The organism is Vibrio sp. FF266 (assembly GCF_041439695.1).
GTDB lineage: Bacteria > Pseudomonadota > Gammaproteobacteria > Enterobacterales > Vibrionaceae > Vibrio > Vibrio tasmaniensis_A.
The window spans coordinates 41883-59859 of sequence record NZ_JBGOOO010000024.1 but is presented as its reverse complement, the minus strand read 5'-3'; the positions used below and the strand labels follow the sequence as shown (position 1 = coordinate 59859).

Below are 17977 nucleotides of genomic sequence, written 5' to 3'. Positions count from 1 at the left end.
CCCGCTTTCATAGCGGGCTTTTTAATTTGTCGAACATCTCACATTCAACTGACTAACAAATCAACGAATTGACAATATTCTAGATTGGGTGAAAGGTATCTTTATGCGACTATGTACGGCAGGAAATTTAAAGAATCATAAAGGAGGTCTTGTGAACAAGGCCATTGAAATCAAAAAGCTGGGAACCATTGAGGTCATCAATTCTTCCGTTCCTTACTCGCAAGATCCAACCAGTGTTTTTCATACTCTGTGTGAAAACAAAACAGACAGTCTGTTGTTGGAATCTGCTGAGATTGAATCTAAACAGAACCTGACAAGCCTACTCCTTATCGACTCTGCTGTTCGCATCGTATGTCGCGGACATGAAGTAACCTTTCAAGCGTTGACTCAAAATGGTCAAGCGCTAATCGAACACCTAGCTCAAAACGTTAAAACAGAGATAAAATCTGACCTTACGGATAACGTATTGACGCTGACTTTTGTCGAACCAAGCAACGAATTAGACGAAGATTCACGTTTAAGAGAAGCGTCTTCATTCGATGCACTGCGTTTGGTTCAACACAGCTTTGAGCAAGACGCGGATAACAAGCACGCGTTATTCATGGCTGGCCTATTCGCTTACGACATCGTGGCGAACTTTGAACCGCTAGGCGATGCAGAAGCGACCAACAACTGCCCTGACTTTGTTTTCTACGTTGCAGAAACACTATTGCGTTTCGATCACCAAGAGAACGAAGGTCTGCTTCACGCCAGCTTGTTCACTCAAGATGAAAACATCAGAACACAATTAACTGAGCGTCTAGCTGACATTCAAACACAATGTCAGTCATTGAAAGCCATCACAGAAGTAACGCCGCTCGACAATGTTGACGCTGTACCAAGTGTTTCAGATGAAGACTTCTGCCAAACGGTTCGTGACCTAAAAGAGTACGTAGTAAAAGGCGATGTGTTCCAAGTGGTACCTTCACGCCGCTTCACGCTGCCTTGCCCTGCTCCACTGGCGGCTTATAAAGAGCTCAAGCAAAGTAATCCAAGCCCTTACATGTTCTATATGCAAGACGAGCTGTTTACTCTGTTTGGTGCTTCTCCAGAAAGTGCACTGAAGTACGAAACCGAAACCAACCAAATCGAGATTTACCCAATTGCTGGTACTCGCCGTCGTGGTAAGCGCCCAAATGGCCAAATCGATTTCGATCTAGACAGCCGTATTGAGCTTGAACTGCGTACCGACAAGAAAGAAAACGCCGAGCACATGATGCTTGTTGACCTAGCACGTAACGATGTGGCTCGTATTGCCGAAGCAGGCACTCGCCACGTAGCAGACTTGTTGAAAGTGGATCGCTACAGCCATGTGATGCACTTGGTTTCTCGTGTTGTTGGTCAGCTACGTGAAGACTTAGATGCCCTACACGCTTACCAAGCTTGTATGAACATGGGCACGCTAACGGGCGCACCAAAAATCCGCGCAATGCAGCTTATTCGTGACGTAGAAAAAACGCGTCGTGGTAGCTACGGTGGTGCAGTCGGTTATCTAACCGGTGAAGGCACGTTAGATACGTGTATCGTGATTCGTTCTGCTTACGTTGAAAATGGCGTAGCACAAGTACAAGCGGGTGCTGGTGTGGTGTTCGATTCAGACCCACAAGCAGAAGCCGATGAAACTCGCGGCAAAGCACAAGCGGTTATCTCTGCGATTCAAGCAGCTCACACTAAGAGCTCTGCTACAAACCAACACTCATCAAATAAGAAGGAGTCGTAATCATGGCTGATATTGTATTCATCGATAACTTCGACTCATTCACTTACAACCTTGTAGACCAATTTCGTTCGTTGGGTCACAGCGTAAAAATTTACCGTAACAACATTCCTGCAAAAGTAGTTGAAGCGGCGATCAACGAACTAGACAACCCTGTTGCACTGCTTTCACCAGGCCCTGGCGCTCCAGCGGATGCGGGCTGCATGCCTGAGTTAATTCAGCTGCTAAAAGGCAAAGTGCCAATGATTGGCATTTGTTTAGGTCACCAAGCGATTGTTGAAGCCTACGGCGGCACCGTTGCAGGCGCTGGCGAAATCATTCATGGTAAGGTGTCGATGATGGAACACCAAAACCATGCGACTTACCAAGGCTTACCTTCGCCACTGGCTATTGCTCGCTACCACTCTTTAGTGGCAACGCATGTATCTGATAGCTTAACGGTGACCGCTGAAGTCGATGATTTGGTGATGTCTGTAGTTCAAGAACAAGACAAGGTTTGTGGATTCCAATTCCACCCTGAATCGATAATGACGACCTACGGTGCAACGCTTCTAGCGAACGCTATCGAATGGGCTCTTGAGAAACCTCTTCATCTAGAGAAAAGCTCTACTCTTGATAAAAAGACTAACTAGGAAACGATCATGGAACAGATTAATAAACTTTACGAACAACAGTCTCTTACTCAAGAAGAAAGCCAACAACTGTTTGATGTGATCATCAAGGGCGAACTAGACCCAATTTTGATGGCTTCTGCGCTAACTGCACTAAAAATCAAAGGCGAAACGCCCGATGAGATCGCTGGCGCAGCAAAAGCACTGCTTGCCAATGCAAACCCGTTCCCACGTCCTGATTACGATTTTGCAGACATCGTAGGTACAGGTGGCGACGGTCATGACACCATCAACATTTCTACAACTTCTGCATTTGTAGCAGCAGCGTGTGGTTTAAAAATAGCTAAGCACGGCAACCGCAGCGTATCGAGCAAATCAGGCTCTTCTGACTTACTGGATTCGTTCGGTATTAACCTAGCGATGACAGCAGAAGACACTCGTACTGCAGTCGACGAGCTTGGCGTAGCATTCCTATTTGCTCCGCAATATCACGTCGGTGTACGTCACGCGATGCCTGTTCGTCAGACGATGAAAACGCGCACTATCTTCAACATCCTTGGTCCACTGATTAACCCTGCTCGCCCTAATATCGAGTTAATGGGTGTTTACAGCAAAGAGCTCGTCCGCCCTATCGCGGAAACCATGCTGCAAATGGGTATGAAGCGTGCTGCAGTTGTGCATGGTAGTGGCCTTGATGAAGTGGCTATTCATGGCGAGACAATCGTTGCTGAAATTAAAGATGGCAAAATTCACGAGTACACAGTGACACCGGCAGACTTTGGCCTGAACACTCACCCTCTTGAAGCAATCAAGGGCGGCGAGCCAGAAGAGAACAAAGCCATCACAACCGATATCCTGACGGGTAAAGGCACAGATGCTCAAGTTGGCGCTGTGGCAGTCAACGTTGCTCTGCTAATGCGTCTATTTGGTCACGAAGATCTAAAAGCCAACACACAGCAAGCGATTGACGCGATGAACTCTGGCAAAGCATACGAGCTTGTACAAAAGCTTGCTGCACACGCCTAACGAACGACGGAGTTGAGACAAAGAATATGACACAGACTACCGATAAACTGTCGACCCACGTTTCAGTCAAAGACGCTGAAATGGCGGAAGTATTAGCAAAAATCGTTCGTGACAAATACCAATGGGTTGAAGCGCGTAAGCAAACTCAACCATTGGACGAGTTTAAAGCAGCGTTAACCGCAACAGACCGCAGCTTTTATGATGCATTGAGCGGCGAACAAACGGTTTTCATCACTGAATGTAAGAAGGCATCTCCGTCAAAAGGTTTAATCCGTGACGAGTTTGATTTGGACTATATTGCATCGGTGTACAACAACCACGCCAACGCAATTTCAGTACTGACAGACGAGAAATACTTTCAAGGTGACTTTGAGTTTTTACCAAAGGTTCGCAGCATTGCTAAGCAGCCTATTCTTTGTAAAGACTTCATGGTTGATACCTACCAAGTTTACTTAGCTCGTCACTACTCTGCTGATGCTATCTTGTTGATGCTATCGGTATTAGATGACGAAGAGTACCAAGCACTGGCGGAAGTCGCTCACTCACTCAACATGGGTGTACTTACCGAAGTCAGCAACGAAGAAGAGCTTCACCGCGCAGTCGCTTTAAAAGCAAAAGTGATCGGCATTAATAACCGTAACCTGCGTGACCTTTCGACTGATTTGAACCGTACCAAAGAGTTGGCTCCGCTGATTCGCGAACTGGCTCCAAACGCAGTCGTGATTTCAGAGTCTGGCATCTACAATCATCAGCAAGTACGTGACCTTTCAACATTTGCAGACGGCTTCCTAATCGGTAGCTCTCTGATGGCTGAAAAGAACCTAGAGCTTGCGGTGCGTAAAGTGACACTCGGTGAAAACAAGGTGTGTGGTTTAACTCACTCTGACGATGCCGCGAAAGCGTATCAAGCAGGTGCAGTATTCGGTGGTTTGATTTTCGTTGAAGCGTCTAAGCGTCATGTGGATATCGAGGCAGCTCGTTTAACCATGAGCGGCGCACCTTTGAACTACGTGGGTGTGTTCCAAAATCATAGTGTTGCTGACGTTGCTAACACAGTTTCTGAACTCGGTCTGTTTGCGGTGCAACTGCACGGTGATGAGTCTCAAGCATTTGTCGATGAGTTAAAACAATCACTACCTGAACACGTTGAGATTTGGAAAGCTTACGGTGTGGCTTCTGGTGCTGAAAACGGTGCTAAAAGCGCGCTACCAGAATTACTGAAAAGCAACGTGACTCGTCACCTGCTAGATACTAAAGTGGGTTCTCAAACGGGTGGTACAGGTCAAGCGTTCGATTGGAGCCTAATCAACAACCAAAGCGCAATCATGTTGGCGGGTGGCCTAACCCCAGACAATGCTAACCAAGCAGCGAAACTAGGCTGCTTAGGGCTAGACCTAAACTCAGGCGTTGAATCCACTCCAGGTAAAAAAGACGCAGACAAGCTGCAACGCGCTTTTGCAGCGATTCGTAATTACTAGTCCAAGCTCGGCGCTAGAAATTAGAAAGCAGAAACTAAAAACATATTTTTGAGCTTTGCCTTTTGCGAAGCTCAAGCAAGATTAAATGACTTGGTGTGAATACACATCGATAGAATTGAAGGAATAACACAATGGCTAAACTCGATGCCTACTTTGGTGAATACGGTGGTCAATACGTACCGCAGATCCTAGTGCCAGCACTAGACCAACTGGAACAAGCATTTATCGATGCACAAGCAGATCCTGAGTTCCGCAGTGAATTCATGACGCTTCTTCAAGAGTACGCAGGTCGTCCAACGGCACTAACGCTAACGCGTAACCTGACTAAAGGTACAAAAACCAAACTGTACCTAAAGCGTGAAGATCTACTTCACGGCGGTGCTCACAAGACAAACCAAGTTCTTGGCCAAGCATTGCTAGCAAAACGTATGGGCAAACAGGAAATCATCGCTGAAACTGGCGCAGGCCAACATGGTGTTGCAACGGCTCTAGCTTGTGCTCTATTGGGCCTTAAGTGTCGTGTTTACATGGGTGCAAAAGACGTTGAACGTCAAAGCCCGAACGTGTTCCGTATGAAGCTAATGGGCGCAGAGGTTATCCCTGTTCATTCTGGCTCTTCAACGCTAAAAGATGCATGTAACGAAGCGCTACGTGACTGGTCTGCAACTTATGAAGACGCGCACTACCTATTGGGTACTGCAGCTGGCCCTCACCCATTCCCAACGATTGTTCGTGATTTCCAACGCATGATTGGTGAAGAAACGAAGCACCAAATTCTAGCGCGTGAAGGTCGCCTTCCAGATGCGGTTATCGCTTGTGTCGGCGGTGGTTCAAACGCTATCGGTATGTTCGCTGACTTCATTGAAGAAGAGTCTGTTCGCCTGATCGGTGTAGAGCCTGCTGGTAAAGGTATTGATACCGACCAACACGGCGCGCCACTTAAGCACGGTAAAACCGGTATCTTCTTCGGTATGAAAGCACCACTGATGCAAGATGAGAACGGCCAAGTAGAAGAGTCTTACTCTGTTTCTGCTGGTCTAGATTTCCCATCAGTTGGTCCTCAACACGCGCACCTAAATGCTATTGGCCGTGCTGAATACGACAACGTAACCGACGATGAAGCGCTAGAAGCGTTCCAATTGATTGCACGCAAAGAAGGTATTATCGCAGCGCTAGAGTCATCTCATGCTGTGGCTCACGCTGTAAAAATGGCTCACGACGACCCAGAGAAAGAACAGCTATTAGTCGTTAACTTATCTGGCCGTGGTGACAAAGATATTTTCTCTGTACACGACATTCTTAAAGAGAAAGGAGCATTATAATGGATCGCTATCAATCACTCTTCACTCGCTTAGCTGAAAAGAATCAGGGCGCATTTGTACCATTCGTAACGGTTGGCGATCCTAACCCCGAGCAATCACTTAAGATCATGGAAACGCTAGTTGAAGCGGGTGCTGATGCTCTTGAGCTTGGTATTCCATTCTCAGATCCGCTTGCAGATGGCCCAACAATCCAAGGCGCAAACATCCGTGCATTAGATTCAAAAGTCACGCCAGATGTGTGCTTCGATCTTATCGGTCAAATTCGTGCTAAATACCCAGAGCTGCCAATCGGCCTACTGATGTACGCAAACCTGGTTTACGCACGTGGTATAGAAAATTTTTACGAACGCTGCGCAAAAGCAGGTATCGATTCAGTATTGATTGCTGATGTACCTACCAATGAAAGCGGTGAATTTGTTGCTGCAGCTGAAAAGTTTGGCGTTCACCCAATCTTTATTGCTCCACCAACAGCAAGCGATGAAACGCTTCAATCAGTATCTGAGCTAGGTGGCGGCTACACCTACCTACTTTCTCGCTCAGGCGTAACGGGTGCAGAAACAAAAGCAAACATGCCAGTAACGGCACTGCTTGATCGCTTGAACAAGTTCGATGCGCCACCAGCACTGCTTGGTTTCGGTATCTCGGCTCCTGAACAAGTGAAAGAAGCGATTGTAGCTGGCGCTGCAGGTGCGATCTCTGGCTCAGCCGTAGTCAAAATCATTGAAAACAACGTTGAACAACCAGAAGCAATGCTTAAAGCACTTGCGGAGTTTGTTACGCCAATGAAAGCGGCTACGCAGAAATAATCGACGGTCATTAAATAGACGCTCGTAATCAATGGTCATTAAATAGAACCAATGATTCAAATACTAAAAGGCTCCACAACTGTGGAGCCTTTTTTATTGCTCTTCATTTAAGCCAATCACTCATCGGCTTTCATCGCTTTCTTAATCGCTGCCTCATTGAGCGTCGCTTTTATCGGGTCGGTTATCTTCTCGACCAGATCGATGGGCATTGGGAATATGATTGTGGAAGTTCGCTCATTAGCTACTTCTGTTAGTGTTTGCATATATCGCAATTGAATGGCGTTGGGCGCTTGATTAAGAACCTCTGCAGCCTCTTTCAGCTTGGTTGATGCTTCTAATTCCCCTGTTGCATGGATCACCTTAGCTCGACGTGAACGTTCCGCCTCGGCTTGTTTAGCAAGAGCTCGCACCATACTGTCATCAAGATCCACATGCTTGATCTCGACATTGGCAATCTTAATTCCCCAGTTATCGGTGTGCTGATCCAGTATCGCTTGTAAGTCTCTATTGAGCTCTTCACGCTCAGACAATAGCTCATCCAACTCATGCTGTCCTAATACTGAACGCAACGTTGTTTGTGACAGTTGACTGGTCGCTTCGAGGTAGTTCTCTACGTTATTGATCGCCATCTTCGGATCCAGCACTCGAAAATAGACCACGGCATTCACCTTCACTGACACGTTATCGCGTGTGATCAAATCTTGCGTCGGCACGTCCAACACGATAGTTCGTAGATCCACTCGCACAATTTGTTGGATGAAAGGAATGATGATAATTAACCCCGGTCCTTTCACGCCGTAAAAGCGCCCAAGGAAAAACACCACTGCACGTTCATATTCGCGCAGCACTCTGAACATGCTGGCTATCAACAAGATAACGAGCACAATGACAATACCTATAGTGTGTATAAACATAACCGCCCCCTAATGGTAACGATGGTTAAGCAATTAATAATTCAATAACGTTTGTTCTAGCATTCCGCGCTAGCTAGATTTCGATGATGTATCATCGGGCAGCGCTTCAACATCCAAAGATAGCCCCGTCAGCTTGGTCACTCTGATGATCTGCCCCACTTGCAATTCACTCGCACATTTGGCTTGCCAGATCTCACCTTCGACTAGCACACGCCCCTCACCGGGGAAGCCGCTTACCACTTTGCCCGTGTCACCGACTACCGCTTCCATCCCCGTAGTCACCGGTTTGTTTCTCACTCGGACTAGCATTGATATTGTTACGACGATAAAGGCAACAGAGAACAAACTGATCCCGATAATTAGCGGCAATGCGATTTGATAACCCGGCACTTCGGTATCCATCAACATGATCGAACCGAGCGTAAACGCAGCGACGCCGCCCAAACCGAAGATGCCAAAACTGGGGCTAAAGGCCTCTGCGACCATCAAAGCAATTCCCAATAGGATTAAAGCAAGGCCCGCGTAACTCACAGGCAGCATTTGTAAGGAGTACATCGCTAATAACAGACAGATACCGCCCAAAACACCCGGTAGCCCGACGCCGGGGTTATAGAATTCGAGTAACAAACCGTAGATACCAATCAGCATCAAAATATATGCAACGTTCGGGTTCGTGATCACTGACAGCAAACTAAAGCGCCAGTCTTGTTCTCGCTCGACAAAAGCAACATCACTAAGTTGGACTTCCTGACTGACACCGTTGATGGTTACGGTGCGCCCGTTACTCAGTTCAACCAATTGCTGAAGGTCGCTGGCAATAAAATCAATCACGTTAAGAGTCAGTGCATTCTCAGAATCCAAACTTGCTGCCTCTCGCACCGCTTTTTCTGCCCATTCTTCATTACGGTTGTGTAACTTAGCCAAACTGACAATGTAAGCCGCAGCATCATTGATGACTTTCTTTTCCATCGCAGTGGTGGCTTTTACTTGGTCTGAGTTCTCTTGTTTTGTTTCGTCTTGCTCACTCGTTGACGTGTTGTCATCTTTATTGGCGTCGTCTTGAGGAGATAACGGATTAGCAGGCGCTTTGCCCCCACCGAGCGACACAGGGGTTGCTGCACCTAGATTAGTTCCGGGCGCCATAGAAGCGATGTGACTAGCAAGTAAAATATAGGTTCCGGCGCTCGCTGCTCGTGAACCCGCAGGCCCAACCCAAGTTGCTATCGGAATCGGTGATGTGGTGATGGATCGAATAATGTCACGCATCGACGAATCTAACCCGCCAGGCGTGTTCATTTTCAAAATGATGAGCTTTGCTTGCTCATCGTGAGCTTGTTCTATTTCTCTAGTGAGGTAATCACTGGTCGCCGGACCTATCCCTCCGTTCACCTCAATCACCCAGACATCATCGGCCTGAGCGAACACAGAGCTGAACAACAGAAGAAACGCAAACAAGTACTTTAATATAAAAGTCATAGCCCCTCTCCTTACAACTGAGATGCTAGATAGACGTTTTATTTAAAGCGCAGAGGTAACATCTTGGTAATAAATAGATACCTTAAGCATAGTTCAGGCTAAATTTCACACAACACGTAGCTGTGGATTCCCCCCAACATAGGCGTTCAAAAAACACTCGCAAATGAAATCAAAATGTTAACAAGACGTTTTCAATACCAGCGCTTGTAAATCATTCACAAAATCTCCAGCGAAAAGTCTTTTATAAATTCAACAAATAACATCGCAATAAAAAAACAAGGCAAACGATTGCATTGTTGTGCAAAATCAACAAATGACATTAGACCACCAGTTTTTCAGAGACTTTCACCTCTGCTCATATTGATAAATGTAAAGGATACGTGTAAAACTCGTCGCGAAATATTAATCCAATGGTACATCGTACATTGGTGAGTAGTTCTGGGATTTTTATATTTAGTAGCACAGAGGTTATGGAAGTGTTAAAAGAAAAGAGTTTACTAAGCAACATCGGCGTTCAAGTCGTTATTGCAATGATCATCGGTACCGCTGTCGGTGCAATGATGGGTGACAGCGCAACAATGTTCGCTCCACTGGGCGCAATCTTCATCAACTTAATCAAGATGCTGGTTATTCCTCTAGTCGCAGTTGCCCTAATTTCAGGTGCTGCAGGTCTAGGTAATAGCTCATCAGCAGGTAAAGTTGGTGTGGTTACACTGGGTTACTTTGCACTAACGTCTGCACTTGCTGTAGCACTAGCGCTTGTAATGGGTGAAGTATTCGAACCGGGTCGTGGTATCGATGTTTCTGGCGTTGAAGGTATGTTCTCTTCTGAATACGCTGCGAAAGGCGAACTTCCAACGTTCTGGGCAACCATCACGGGCATGATCCCTACCAACGTTTTCCAATCACTGAACGAAGCTAACATTCTGCAAATTCTCGTTTTCTGCTTATTCTTCGGTATTGCGATTTCTAAACAAGCGAAAGAAAAACGCGACCCAATCATCAATGGCGTAAACGCGATTGTTGACGCTATGGTTTGGATGATCAACAAGGTTATGATCATTGCACCACTTGGTGTATTTGGCCTAATGGCAGAAGCAGTCGGTACATTCGGTTTTGGCGCGCTTATGGTCGTGTTCAAGCTGTTCATTGTCTACATTGTTGCGATTCTGATCTTCGGCTTTGTTGCTTACCCGCTAATGATTCAAATCTTCACTAAGACTTCTGCGAAGAAGTTCCTAGTTGCGATGAAGAAGCCTCAAGCGGTTGCACTATCAACAGCCTCTTCAATGGCGACACTGCCAGTAACAATGGAAACGGTAGAGAAAGAACTTGGCGTTCGTAACTCTACGGCTTCATTCGTTCTGCCACTTGGTGCGACGATCAACATGTCTGGTAACGCAATTTACTACGGCCTAGTTGCTATCTTCTTCGCACAACTGTTCAACATCGACCTGTCTATGGGCGCTTACATTGCTATCATCGTAACGTCGACTCTAGGCGCAGTTGGTCAAGCAGGTGTTCCAGGTCCTTCTTTCCTAGTGGTTGCGGTTCTTCTAGCAGCTGGTATCCCTATCGAAGGTCTACCTCTATTGTTCGCTCTAGACCGTATCTTCGACATGATCCGTACTGCTCTTAACATCACTGGTGATGCAGCATGTGCGGTAATCGTTGATTCTCTAATCAAAGACGAAGTGAAAGAAGCTGAGCTAGAGAAACAACAAGCTTAAACTTCTTAGAAACCTAAAGACCAAAAAGCCACTCATTTGAGTTAATGCCGTTCGGATAAGCATTATTGCTTGAACCTGAACGGATATTTGGCTGGGACAAAGAGGACTGAACGTGGAAACGTTCGGTCCTTTCTTTTATCTGGAAGAATGAAGTGACTCAAACTGTCTCTCATCCTTTTCAGTTTTACAGGTAGAGTTCCGTCTGGGCTTAAAGCTAACCAACGTAATTGCGCATCAATAAGGTTAATTGCGGCGGTAAAACTGACCCTAGTCGCTCGAACCCCGGCTTCTGAAGCTATCTTAACCATCTCTAATCGCACTAAGTTATAGGCAAGTAATACGCCCCAAAGCTCTTGCTTCACACCGGCAGAAAAACGACTTCGTAAAGTGACGTGACTTTGCAGTTGAGTCTGTTTAATTTCACCATAACCTTCTTCTATCTCCCAGCGTTGCCAATAAATACGCAGCAGGCTTTCTAGCGAGTATCTACTAGGGTCTGTAAGTGAAGTAATAAAACCTTTTATCTCACCTTTTGGCTCTTGATATAGGACTAATCTAGCTTCCCAACGTGCGGGTAAATTCGGATTCTGCCGTTGAGCTTGAGGAGATATGGGCATTGAGATGAGCATGTCGTTCTCCGCATATTTCTCCAACACTTCATAGCGTAGCTTACGTTTTGCAGACATTAACCAGTGAGCATTTTCCGCACTCTCTTGCCACGACAACAAGAGGTCTGCCGAGAAATAACAACGATCAAATAAGGTCAATGAATGTGCGGGGATATCATTGAATAGGCGCTTAGCTAAGGTCGTTTCACCGACATGACAGCCATCAAAAGCCGCCCCCATAATCATTCGAGTTTCTGTTGACATCAAAGCGACTAAACGAAGTTGAGGGTAAGGTTTCAATTTTTTAGAGATGAACCCAAATTCTTCAGCGTTCTCTGGGGAATCTTGGCACCTAAATGTTGTTCCATCCACAGCAAGAACATTAAGCTCCAAGTCTTTATCTTGTTGAAGGATATCTCCGTTCCAAGCCTTTACTGTTGTGTGAAACAGAGCCGCTAATGGACTCTCATCTAGACGTCGGCGTGAATCAGTTAGGACACTAGGTGCAACACGAGACCAGCTATCTTCAGGTTTAGGCTGAAGCGCAATGTCTAATGAACTGCATACCTCTTTGATAGACATGTTGCGTTGCAGCCCCATCCAAATAACTAACCAGACAGCTTGCTGAGCGGGAAGCCGACGTCGTCTTATGCTCGCTTTATTGGTTTCAAGAAGAGCTTGTTCTATCCACTCAATCTGAATGGCGTCGACGACAGATTCATAATTGTCGGCATCTTCAATGGTCTCGTGTGCCATTGCTAATTCTTGTTCAAGCATAAAAAAATCCCCATCAACGTTGTTGATGGGGATTATCTGCTAACTGCAAGATCGTTCAAGTCTTCTTAAACGATCGGCATTAACTCATTTGAGTGGCTTTTTTACTTTCAAACGTTGATATTTGTTTACTCCAAATTAAGCGTCTTCAGAAACGTTAATTTTAAATCTCAGGACTTTCAAACTTGAATCGAGGTCGACATCGACAAATTCAGGTGGATTATCTAAACGCTCGATAAACTCAACACTTGGCGCTTCTTCTGCCATCGTCTCAATCAAGAAGTTTGGTGACACTGCTGGTGAGTTAACACAAGCAATCACTTCACCACCTTCGGTTAGAAGCTCAGGCAAACGACGTAAGATCTTTTTGTAGTCTTTAGTCAGTGCAAAGCTGCCTTTTTGGAACGAAGGCGGATCGATAATAACCAGCTCGTATGGGCCACCCTTCTTGATTTTTCCCCACGACTTAAAGATATCGTAGCCAAGGAAGTTCACCGAGCGCATATCATGCTCATTCAAGCGGTGGTTATCACGGCCTTTGTTCAGTGATCCGCGAGACATGTCTACGTTCATACATTGTCGAGCGCCACCCGCAATCGCCGCCACAGAGAAACCACAAGTGTATGCGAACAGGTTAAGAACGTTCTTATCCTTAGCATTATCTTGTACCCACTGACGGCCATTACGCATGTCTAGGAACAGACCGAAGTTCTGATTGCGGCCAATGTCTAGTTGGTACTTAAGCCCATGTTCAACCACGACTGGTGAGTCGTTCAATTGACCCCACAACACTTCAGAGGGCGCGCCATCAGCATAACGGTGTTGCAGCACAATGCTTGTGCCCTGTTTTACTTGCCAGATATCTTTGTTAGTGAGGTCGACCAATCCAGTCTTTAGAGATGATAAGAACGCTTGGTCCACTTCTTTAAACACGTTAACCAATAACTGTCCATCAACCCAATCACAAGTGAGTTGATCTAGGCCGGGCCAAAACTTGCCACGCCCGTGAAAAATACGACGTAGTTCATTCGGCACTTCATTCAATTGCTGTTCAATATGACTAAAAAACAGAGGTAAAGCTGATGCTTCCATTATTTCACTCACTTAGTGTTTAGCTTTGGCCACGTTAATGACCAAGGTTCAAGCCAACCGTCTAAACCATTAGACACGATCTCTTGATGCCATTTCTCACCCAAAGAGTCGAGGTTTCTTGGATCGCAGACATATTCGTAGGCTTGTGATTGATAGGTAAATCGAATCGCGAAGGCATGCAGATAGCCTCTGTCAGCCTCGTTCGATGGATTGTAAATAGGATCACCAACAATAGCCGAGCCAATGGACTTCATCGCGACACGGATCTGATGAGTTCGCCCCGTATAGGGTTTACATAAAAGTAGACGCTCACCGGGTTCAGCCGTTGCAGATAAAAATTGGGTAATCGCTGGGTTTTCTTTGGTTGTCAGCAGCTTCCAGCTTGAGCGTCGTGAACGCTCCATATCTCCTGAGATCAGCCCCTGCTTTTTCTTCGGCTTCTTGGAGCCTATCGCAAGGTAGTACTTCTCTACTTCACGCTTTGCAAACAACTGTGAAAGCTCACTCGCTGCCGGGGCATCTTTTGCCAGCAGTAGAATTCCTGACGTCATTTTATCGAGACGATGGACTAAATATAGCTTCGGCTCATTGATTGCCTTAGCAACTTCTTGCAATAACATCGTATCACCATCGTCTTTATGGACGCTGACGCCTGGATGTTTGTTTATAAGTAAAAAATCAGAGTGATTCAGAAGAATGTCGAACATGTAAAGGCTAACTCCATTGTAGAACGTGGAGTATACCGTGTCTGAATCCAGATTCCAGCTACGAAAAAGCCCAACGAGTTCAATAAACATTGAATCGTTGGGCTTATGTTTCAATAGTCAACTTTCACTGGGAAGTCTTTAATCAATTCGCTCTAAGCTTATGTTCTAGACTTATGATCCAGCTCTAAGCTCTAAGCTCTAAGCTCTAAGCTCTAAGCAAGTTTGAACTTACCTACTAAGCCTTCAAGTTCGGCAACTTTAGCATTCAAACCTGATGTGTTCTCAGAGCTGCGAGTCGCTAACTGTAATGACTGTTCAGAGATATCACTGATTGCCGTAATATCCGCTGCGATTTCTTTTGTCACCGCTGTCTGTTCTTCTGCCGCAGTCGCAATTGAGTTAACCATACTTTGTACGTTGCCCGCACCGCTAACAATTGCTTCTAGAGCCGATACCGCCCCTGTACTTTGCTCTACACCAATTTCAACTAAACGACAGTTGTCTTGAGTGTAAGTAACCGCTTCTTGAGTACCAGATTGAATAGATTGGATGATACCAGACACTTCTTGTGTTGCTTTAGTCGTTCTCTCCGCTAGCGCTCGTACTTCATCAGCTACCACGGCAAAACCACGACCGAACTCACCAGCACGCGCAGCTTCAATCGCCGCGTTCAGAGCCAAGAGGTTGGTTTGTTCTGCGATATCTTCGATTACCTTGATAACACTGCCAATCTGCTCACCATGTGAACCCAGCGTGTTCATTTGTAACGACATGTCGCTCATTTGAGTAGACACTTGTTGGATGCTCGCAACCATCTCCACGATCACTTTACGACCGTCTTCTGCAGACGTTTCTGAGCGGCGCGCTTCTTCATAAGTAGAAGTACCTTGTTGCGCTACTTCAGAAATGGTTAAGCTTAGTTCTTCTGCCGCAGTCGCAATCAATGTCGCTTTATCTGCTTGAGCAGAGGCGCCAGATACGATGTCGTGGCTGATTGATGATAGCTCACCAGTAACGGATTGAACTTGGGTAGTCACTGATGAAATAGAACCGAGGAGATCGACCAATGACTTTTGCATCTGGTTGATCGATTGAGCAAGATCAGCCAATTCATCACCAGAATCATCAACAATATCTCCAGCCGTCAGATCACCATTTGCTACGCGGCGTGCAACTTGTTCAACACGAGTCAAACGGTTGGTAATAGAGCTAGACAATACAAACGCAATTACGCAACCAAACACAATCGCAACCGCAGTCAACACCATAATCGTGCGTTCGATTGTAATAAACGAATCCGTTAGTGTTAGCAGAGCTCGCTCTGTATCAGCAATCTCACTTTCAGATGCTTGATCAAGCAAATTTTCAATCGGGATAAGATTACTCTCATACAAAGAGCGAAGCTGCTGGATATTTGATAACAATGCAGTTTCATCATTAAGCATAGGTACGAGCTTCGATTCAAACTCTTGAGTAAAGCGCCCCATTAGCTCTTCAATTCGCTGAACACGACGATGGTCCTCTGAGCCTTTACTCTCTAAACGCTTTGCTTCTTCAATTGCTTGAGAAAATTGAGTCTTATTAGCTCGATAATCATTGAGCGCATTACCGCCCTGAACAACCGCGCCCAAAGCATCACGGTAAACATCACCAGCTTCATCGATCAATATAAGGTAGGTAACAGTTCCTGGAACATCATCCAGTCTAATTTCATCAGAGCTCTCGTGAGCCCCAATCACTTCTATCGATACAATCCCTACTAACGTGACAAGCACCGCCAATATAGATCCAAAACCCAAATATAGTTTTTTTCTCACTGACAATTTCACAGAACACCTACCTAAAATAAATACAGGCCGATATAGCCTAACCGAAAGATATATCGGCCACCACACGGATAACTTTAGGGGACGATGTTTTTATTTCTCGAAAAACAATAAGTGCGCCGCATAAAAAAACGGGAGCCAATGGCTCCCGCTTATCAATTAACTTTAGTTTGCGATTAGAGTTTCTAAGAATTATAGCTTCTTAGAGATAAGCGCAGAGCCGGCAATGATACCAATACCTAGTAGCATGATTGCACCTTTACCGCTGTCGAAGCCAGAAGAGATACCCATGAACGCTACGATAGCGATAGCTACTGGGATGATGTACTTAACGAGTGTGTACCATAGACCGAATAGAGGGAAAGATACTTCACCGTCGTTAGTGATTTCTTTCTCTAGGTCAGCACGGTTCAGTCTCCAACCAGCGAAGATACATACCAACATACCGCCAACTGCTAGGAAGATCTTATCCGTTAGTAGGTCGAAGATATCGAATGCACCAGTACCAAACAGCGTTGGACCAAAGCCACCAAGAGATAGAGAAGCGAAGATACATAGAATCGCCATTACGACACTTGCAGACAGTACAGCTGTTACACGCTTCATGCCTTTCTCATCGATTAGGTACGAAACAACAACTTCAAGTAGAGATACTGAAGAAGTCAGTGCCGCAACACTTAGACCAACGAAGAACATAAGAGCAAATAGAAGACCAACTACGCCGCCCATTTCAGCGAATAGCTGAGGAACAACAACGAATACTAGACCAGGACCTGCTGCAGGCTCCATACCGAATGCGAACATTGCAGGGAACATTGCAACACCAGCTAGGATAGCAACGCCTGTATCCATCGCCGTAACCATAGCTGTAGTTTGAACTAGGTTCTCTTTCTTCTTAAGGTAAGAACCGTAAGTCAACATACAACCCATACCAAGAGATAGTGAGAAGAATGCTTGACCTAGTGCAGCTAGGATTACACCGCTGTCTACTTTAGAGAAGTCAGGGCTGAATAGGAATTCAAGACCAGCCATCGCGCCCGGAAGCATTAGGCCTTTGATTGATACCACGATAAGGATGATGAAAAGAAGTGGCATCAGAATCTTACCCGCTTTCTCAATACCGCCAGAAATACCCTTCATAACGATGACAACGTTCAGTAGTAGGTATAGGCCCATCCACATTAGTGGCTGAACTGGGTTTGAGATAAAGCCACCGAAGCTGTCGCCAATTGCTTCAGGTGCGTCTAGTAGACCACCAGCAATTTTACCGATGTATGCGATAGACCAGCCACCTACTACAGGGTAGAAACCCATGATAAGTAAACCACTGACTACGCCAATAACACCAGCGAACGTCCAGCGACGGTCAGTTGATTTAAATGCACCTACTGCTGATTTTTGCGTATGACGGCCAATCGCAAATTCAGTTAGCATCACACTAAAACCGATGAAGATTACAAAAAACAGATAAATTGCAACGAATGCACCGCCGCCACTTTCACCTGCTGTGTATGGGAATTTCCAGATGTTACCTAAGCCAACAGCAGAACCTGCTGCAGCCATTACGAATCCTAATTTCGAACCCCAGGTATCGCGGGGTGTAGTGGTTGTATTACTAGTAGCCACGTTTACTCCAAACTTTTGTGTTATGTGATGTTGTATTTTGCTTTGTGTGGCGTCATTAAAAGATAAGGTGTATATAATAATTTACACCATTAAAAGATTTGATTGACGCTCGTTATCTAGCAAGTAAACCAGTTTAAGAATACAATTGGAAGCCCGAACCGTATATATTTCGTTATCAATGTAAATCTTTATGGTTAAATGCCGGTTTTTCATACAAAACAATTG

At 45.6% G+C, this 17977-nt stretch carries 14 protein-coding genes and 1 other annotated feature (1 of these 15 running past the window's edge); of the genes, 7 read left to right on the top strand and 7 right to left on the bottom strand.

All coding sequences use genetic code 11. The annotated features are described in order from the left end of the window. Positions 1 to 26, top strand: a sequence feature (Trp leader region); it begins 89 nt to the left of the window's first position. Positions 27 to 151: 125 nt separating this feature from the next. The 6 genes from ACED59_RS16860 to trpA all read left to right on the top strand — a co-directional run bounded on the left by ACED59_RS16860 (position 152) and on the right by trpA (position 6999). Beyond that, the gene (locus tag ACED59_RS16860) at positions 152 to 1759 is read left to right on the top strand and encodes an anthranilate synthase component 1 (RefSeq protein ID WP_029223969.1); all 1608 of its coding nucleotides are present in this window, start codon (positions 152 to 154) and stop codon (positions 1757 to 1759) included. Between the two features lie 2 nt (positions 1760 to 1761). Beyond that, positions 1762 to 2388: an aminodeoxychorismate/anthranilate synthase component II gene (locus ACED59_RS16855; protein ID WP_004729794.1), complete on the top strand. Its 627-nt coding sequence runs from the start codon at positions 1762 to 1764 to the stop codon at positions 2386 to 2388. 9 nt (positions 2389 to 2397) lie between these two features. After that, on the top strand, positions 2398 to 3393 hold the full coding sequence (gene trpD / locus ACED59_RS16850; RefSeq protein WP_017080967.1) for an anthranilate phosphoribosyltransferase: 996 nt from the start codon (positions 2398 to 2400) through the stop codon (positions 3391 to 3393). 26 nt (positions 3394 to 3419) lie between these two features. After that, entirely contained in the window at positions 3420 to 4871 is a 1452-nt protein-coding gene (gene trpCF / locus ACED59_RS16845; RefSeq protein WP_017098186.1) for a bifunctional indole-3-glycerol-phosphate synthase TrpC/phosphoribosylanthranilate isomerase TrpF, read from the top strand. A 131-nt stretch (positions 4872 to 5002) separates the two neighbouring features. After that, positions 5003 to 6193, top strand: a complete 1191-nt coding sequence (gene trpB, locus ACED59_RS16840) for a tryptophan synthase subunit beta (protein WP_004729801.1) — start codon at positions 5003 to 5005, stop codon at positions 6191 to 6193. Beyond that, positions 6193 to 6999, top strand: a complete 807-nt coding sequence (gene trpA, locus ACED59_RS16835) for a tryptophan synthase subunit alpha (protein ID WP_004729802.1) — start codon at positions 6193 to 6195, stop codon at positions 6997 to 6999. The genes trpB and trpA overlap by 1 nt, the downstream gene beginning before the upstream one ends. Before the next feature lie 116 nt (positions 7000 to 7115). Here trpA and ACED59_RS16830 read toward each other — a convergent pair whose 3' ends face one another. Together ACED59_RS16830 and ACED59_RS16825 are read right to left on the bottom strand one after the other, a co-directional pair. Beyond that, positions 7116 to 7913, bottom strand: a complete 798-nt coding sequence (locus ACED59_RS16830) for a slipin family protein (protein ID WP_004729804.1) — start codon at positions 7911 to 7913, stop codon at positions 7116 to 7118. 69 nt (positions 7914 to 7982) lie between these two features. Next, complete coding sequence (locus tag ACED59_RS16825) at positions 7983 to 9389, bottom strand: nodulation protein NfeD (RefSeq protein WP_017098185.1); 1407 nt, start codon at positions 9387 to 9389, stop codon at positions 7983 to 7985. Positions 9390 to 9799: 410 nt separating this feature from the next. Here ACED59_RS16825 and ACED59_RS16820 point away from each other — a divergent pair, with 410 nt between their 5' ends. Next, on the top strand, positions 9800 to 11119 hold the full coding sequence (locus ACED59_RS16820) for a cation:dicarboxylate symporter family transporter (RefSeq protein ID WP_017098184.1): 1320 nt from the start codon (positions 9800 to 9802) through the stop codon (positions 11117 to 11119). A gap of 62 nt (positions 11120 to 11181) precedes the next feature. On the opposite strand, the gene ACED59_RS16815 is transcribed toward ACED59_RS16820, so the two are convergent. The 5 genes from ACED59_RS16815 to ACED59_RS16795 all read right to left on the bottom strand — a co-directional run bounded on the left by ACED59_RS16815 (position 11182) and on the right by ACED59_RS16795 (position 17752). After that, a complete protein-coding gene (locus ACED59_RS16815; protein WP_017098183.1) occupies positions 11182 to 12504 on the bottom strand; it encodes an IS4-like element ISVbsp1 family transposase in 1323 nt (440 codons plus the stop codon). A 135-nt stretch (positions 12505 to 12639) separates the two neighbouring features. Beyond that, positions 12640 to 13593 carry a class I SAM-dependent methyltransferase gene (locus ACED59_RS16810; protein ID WP_009848763.1) on the bottom strand — a complete coding sequence of 318 codons (954 nt, stop codon included), beginning with the start codon at positions 13591 to 13593 and terminating at the stop codon, positions 12640 to 12642. A gap of 8 nt (positions 13594 to 13601) precedes the next feature. Beyond that, the gene (locus ACED59_RS16805; RefSeq protein ID WP_029223967.1) at positions 13602 to 14300 is read right to left on the bottom strand and encodes a TIGR01621 family pseudouridine synthase; all 699 of its coding nucleotides are present in this window, start codon (positions 14298 to 14300) and stop codon (positions 13602 to 13604) included. Positions 14301 to 14512: 212 nt separating this feature from the next. After that, positions 14513 to 16129 carry a methyl-accepting chemotaxis protein gene (locus ACED59_RS16800; protein ID WP_009848765.1) on the bottom strand — a complete coding sequence of 539 codons (1617 nt, stop codon included), beginning with the start codon at positions 16127 to 16129 and terminating at the stop codon, positions 14513 to 14515. A 189-nt stretch (positions 16130 to 16318) separates the two neighbouring features. Further along, entirely contained in the window at positions 16319 to 17752 is a 1434-nt protein-coding gene (locus ACED59_RS16795) for a sodium-dependent transporter (protein ID WP_012604350.1), read from the bottom strand. Positions 17753 to 17977: the final 225 nt, after the last annotated feature.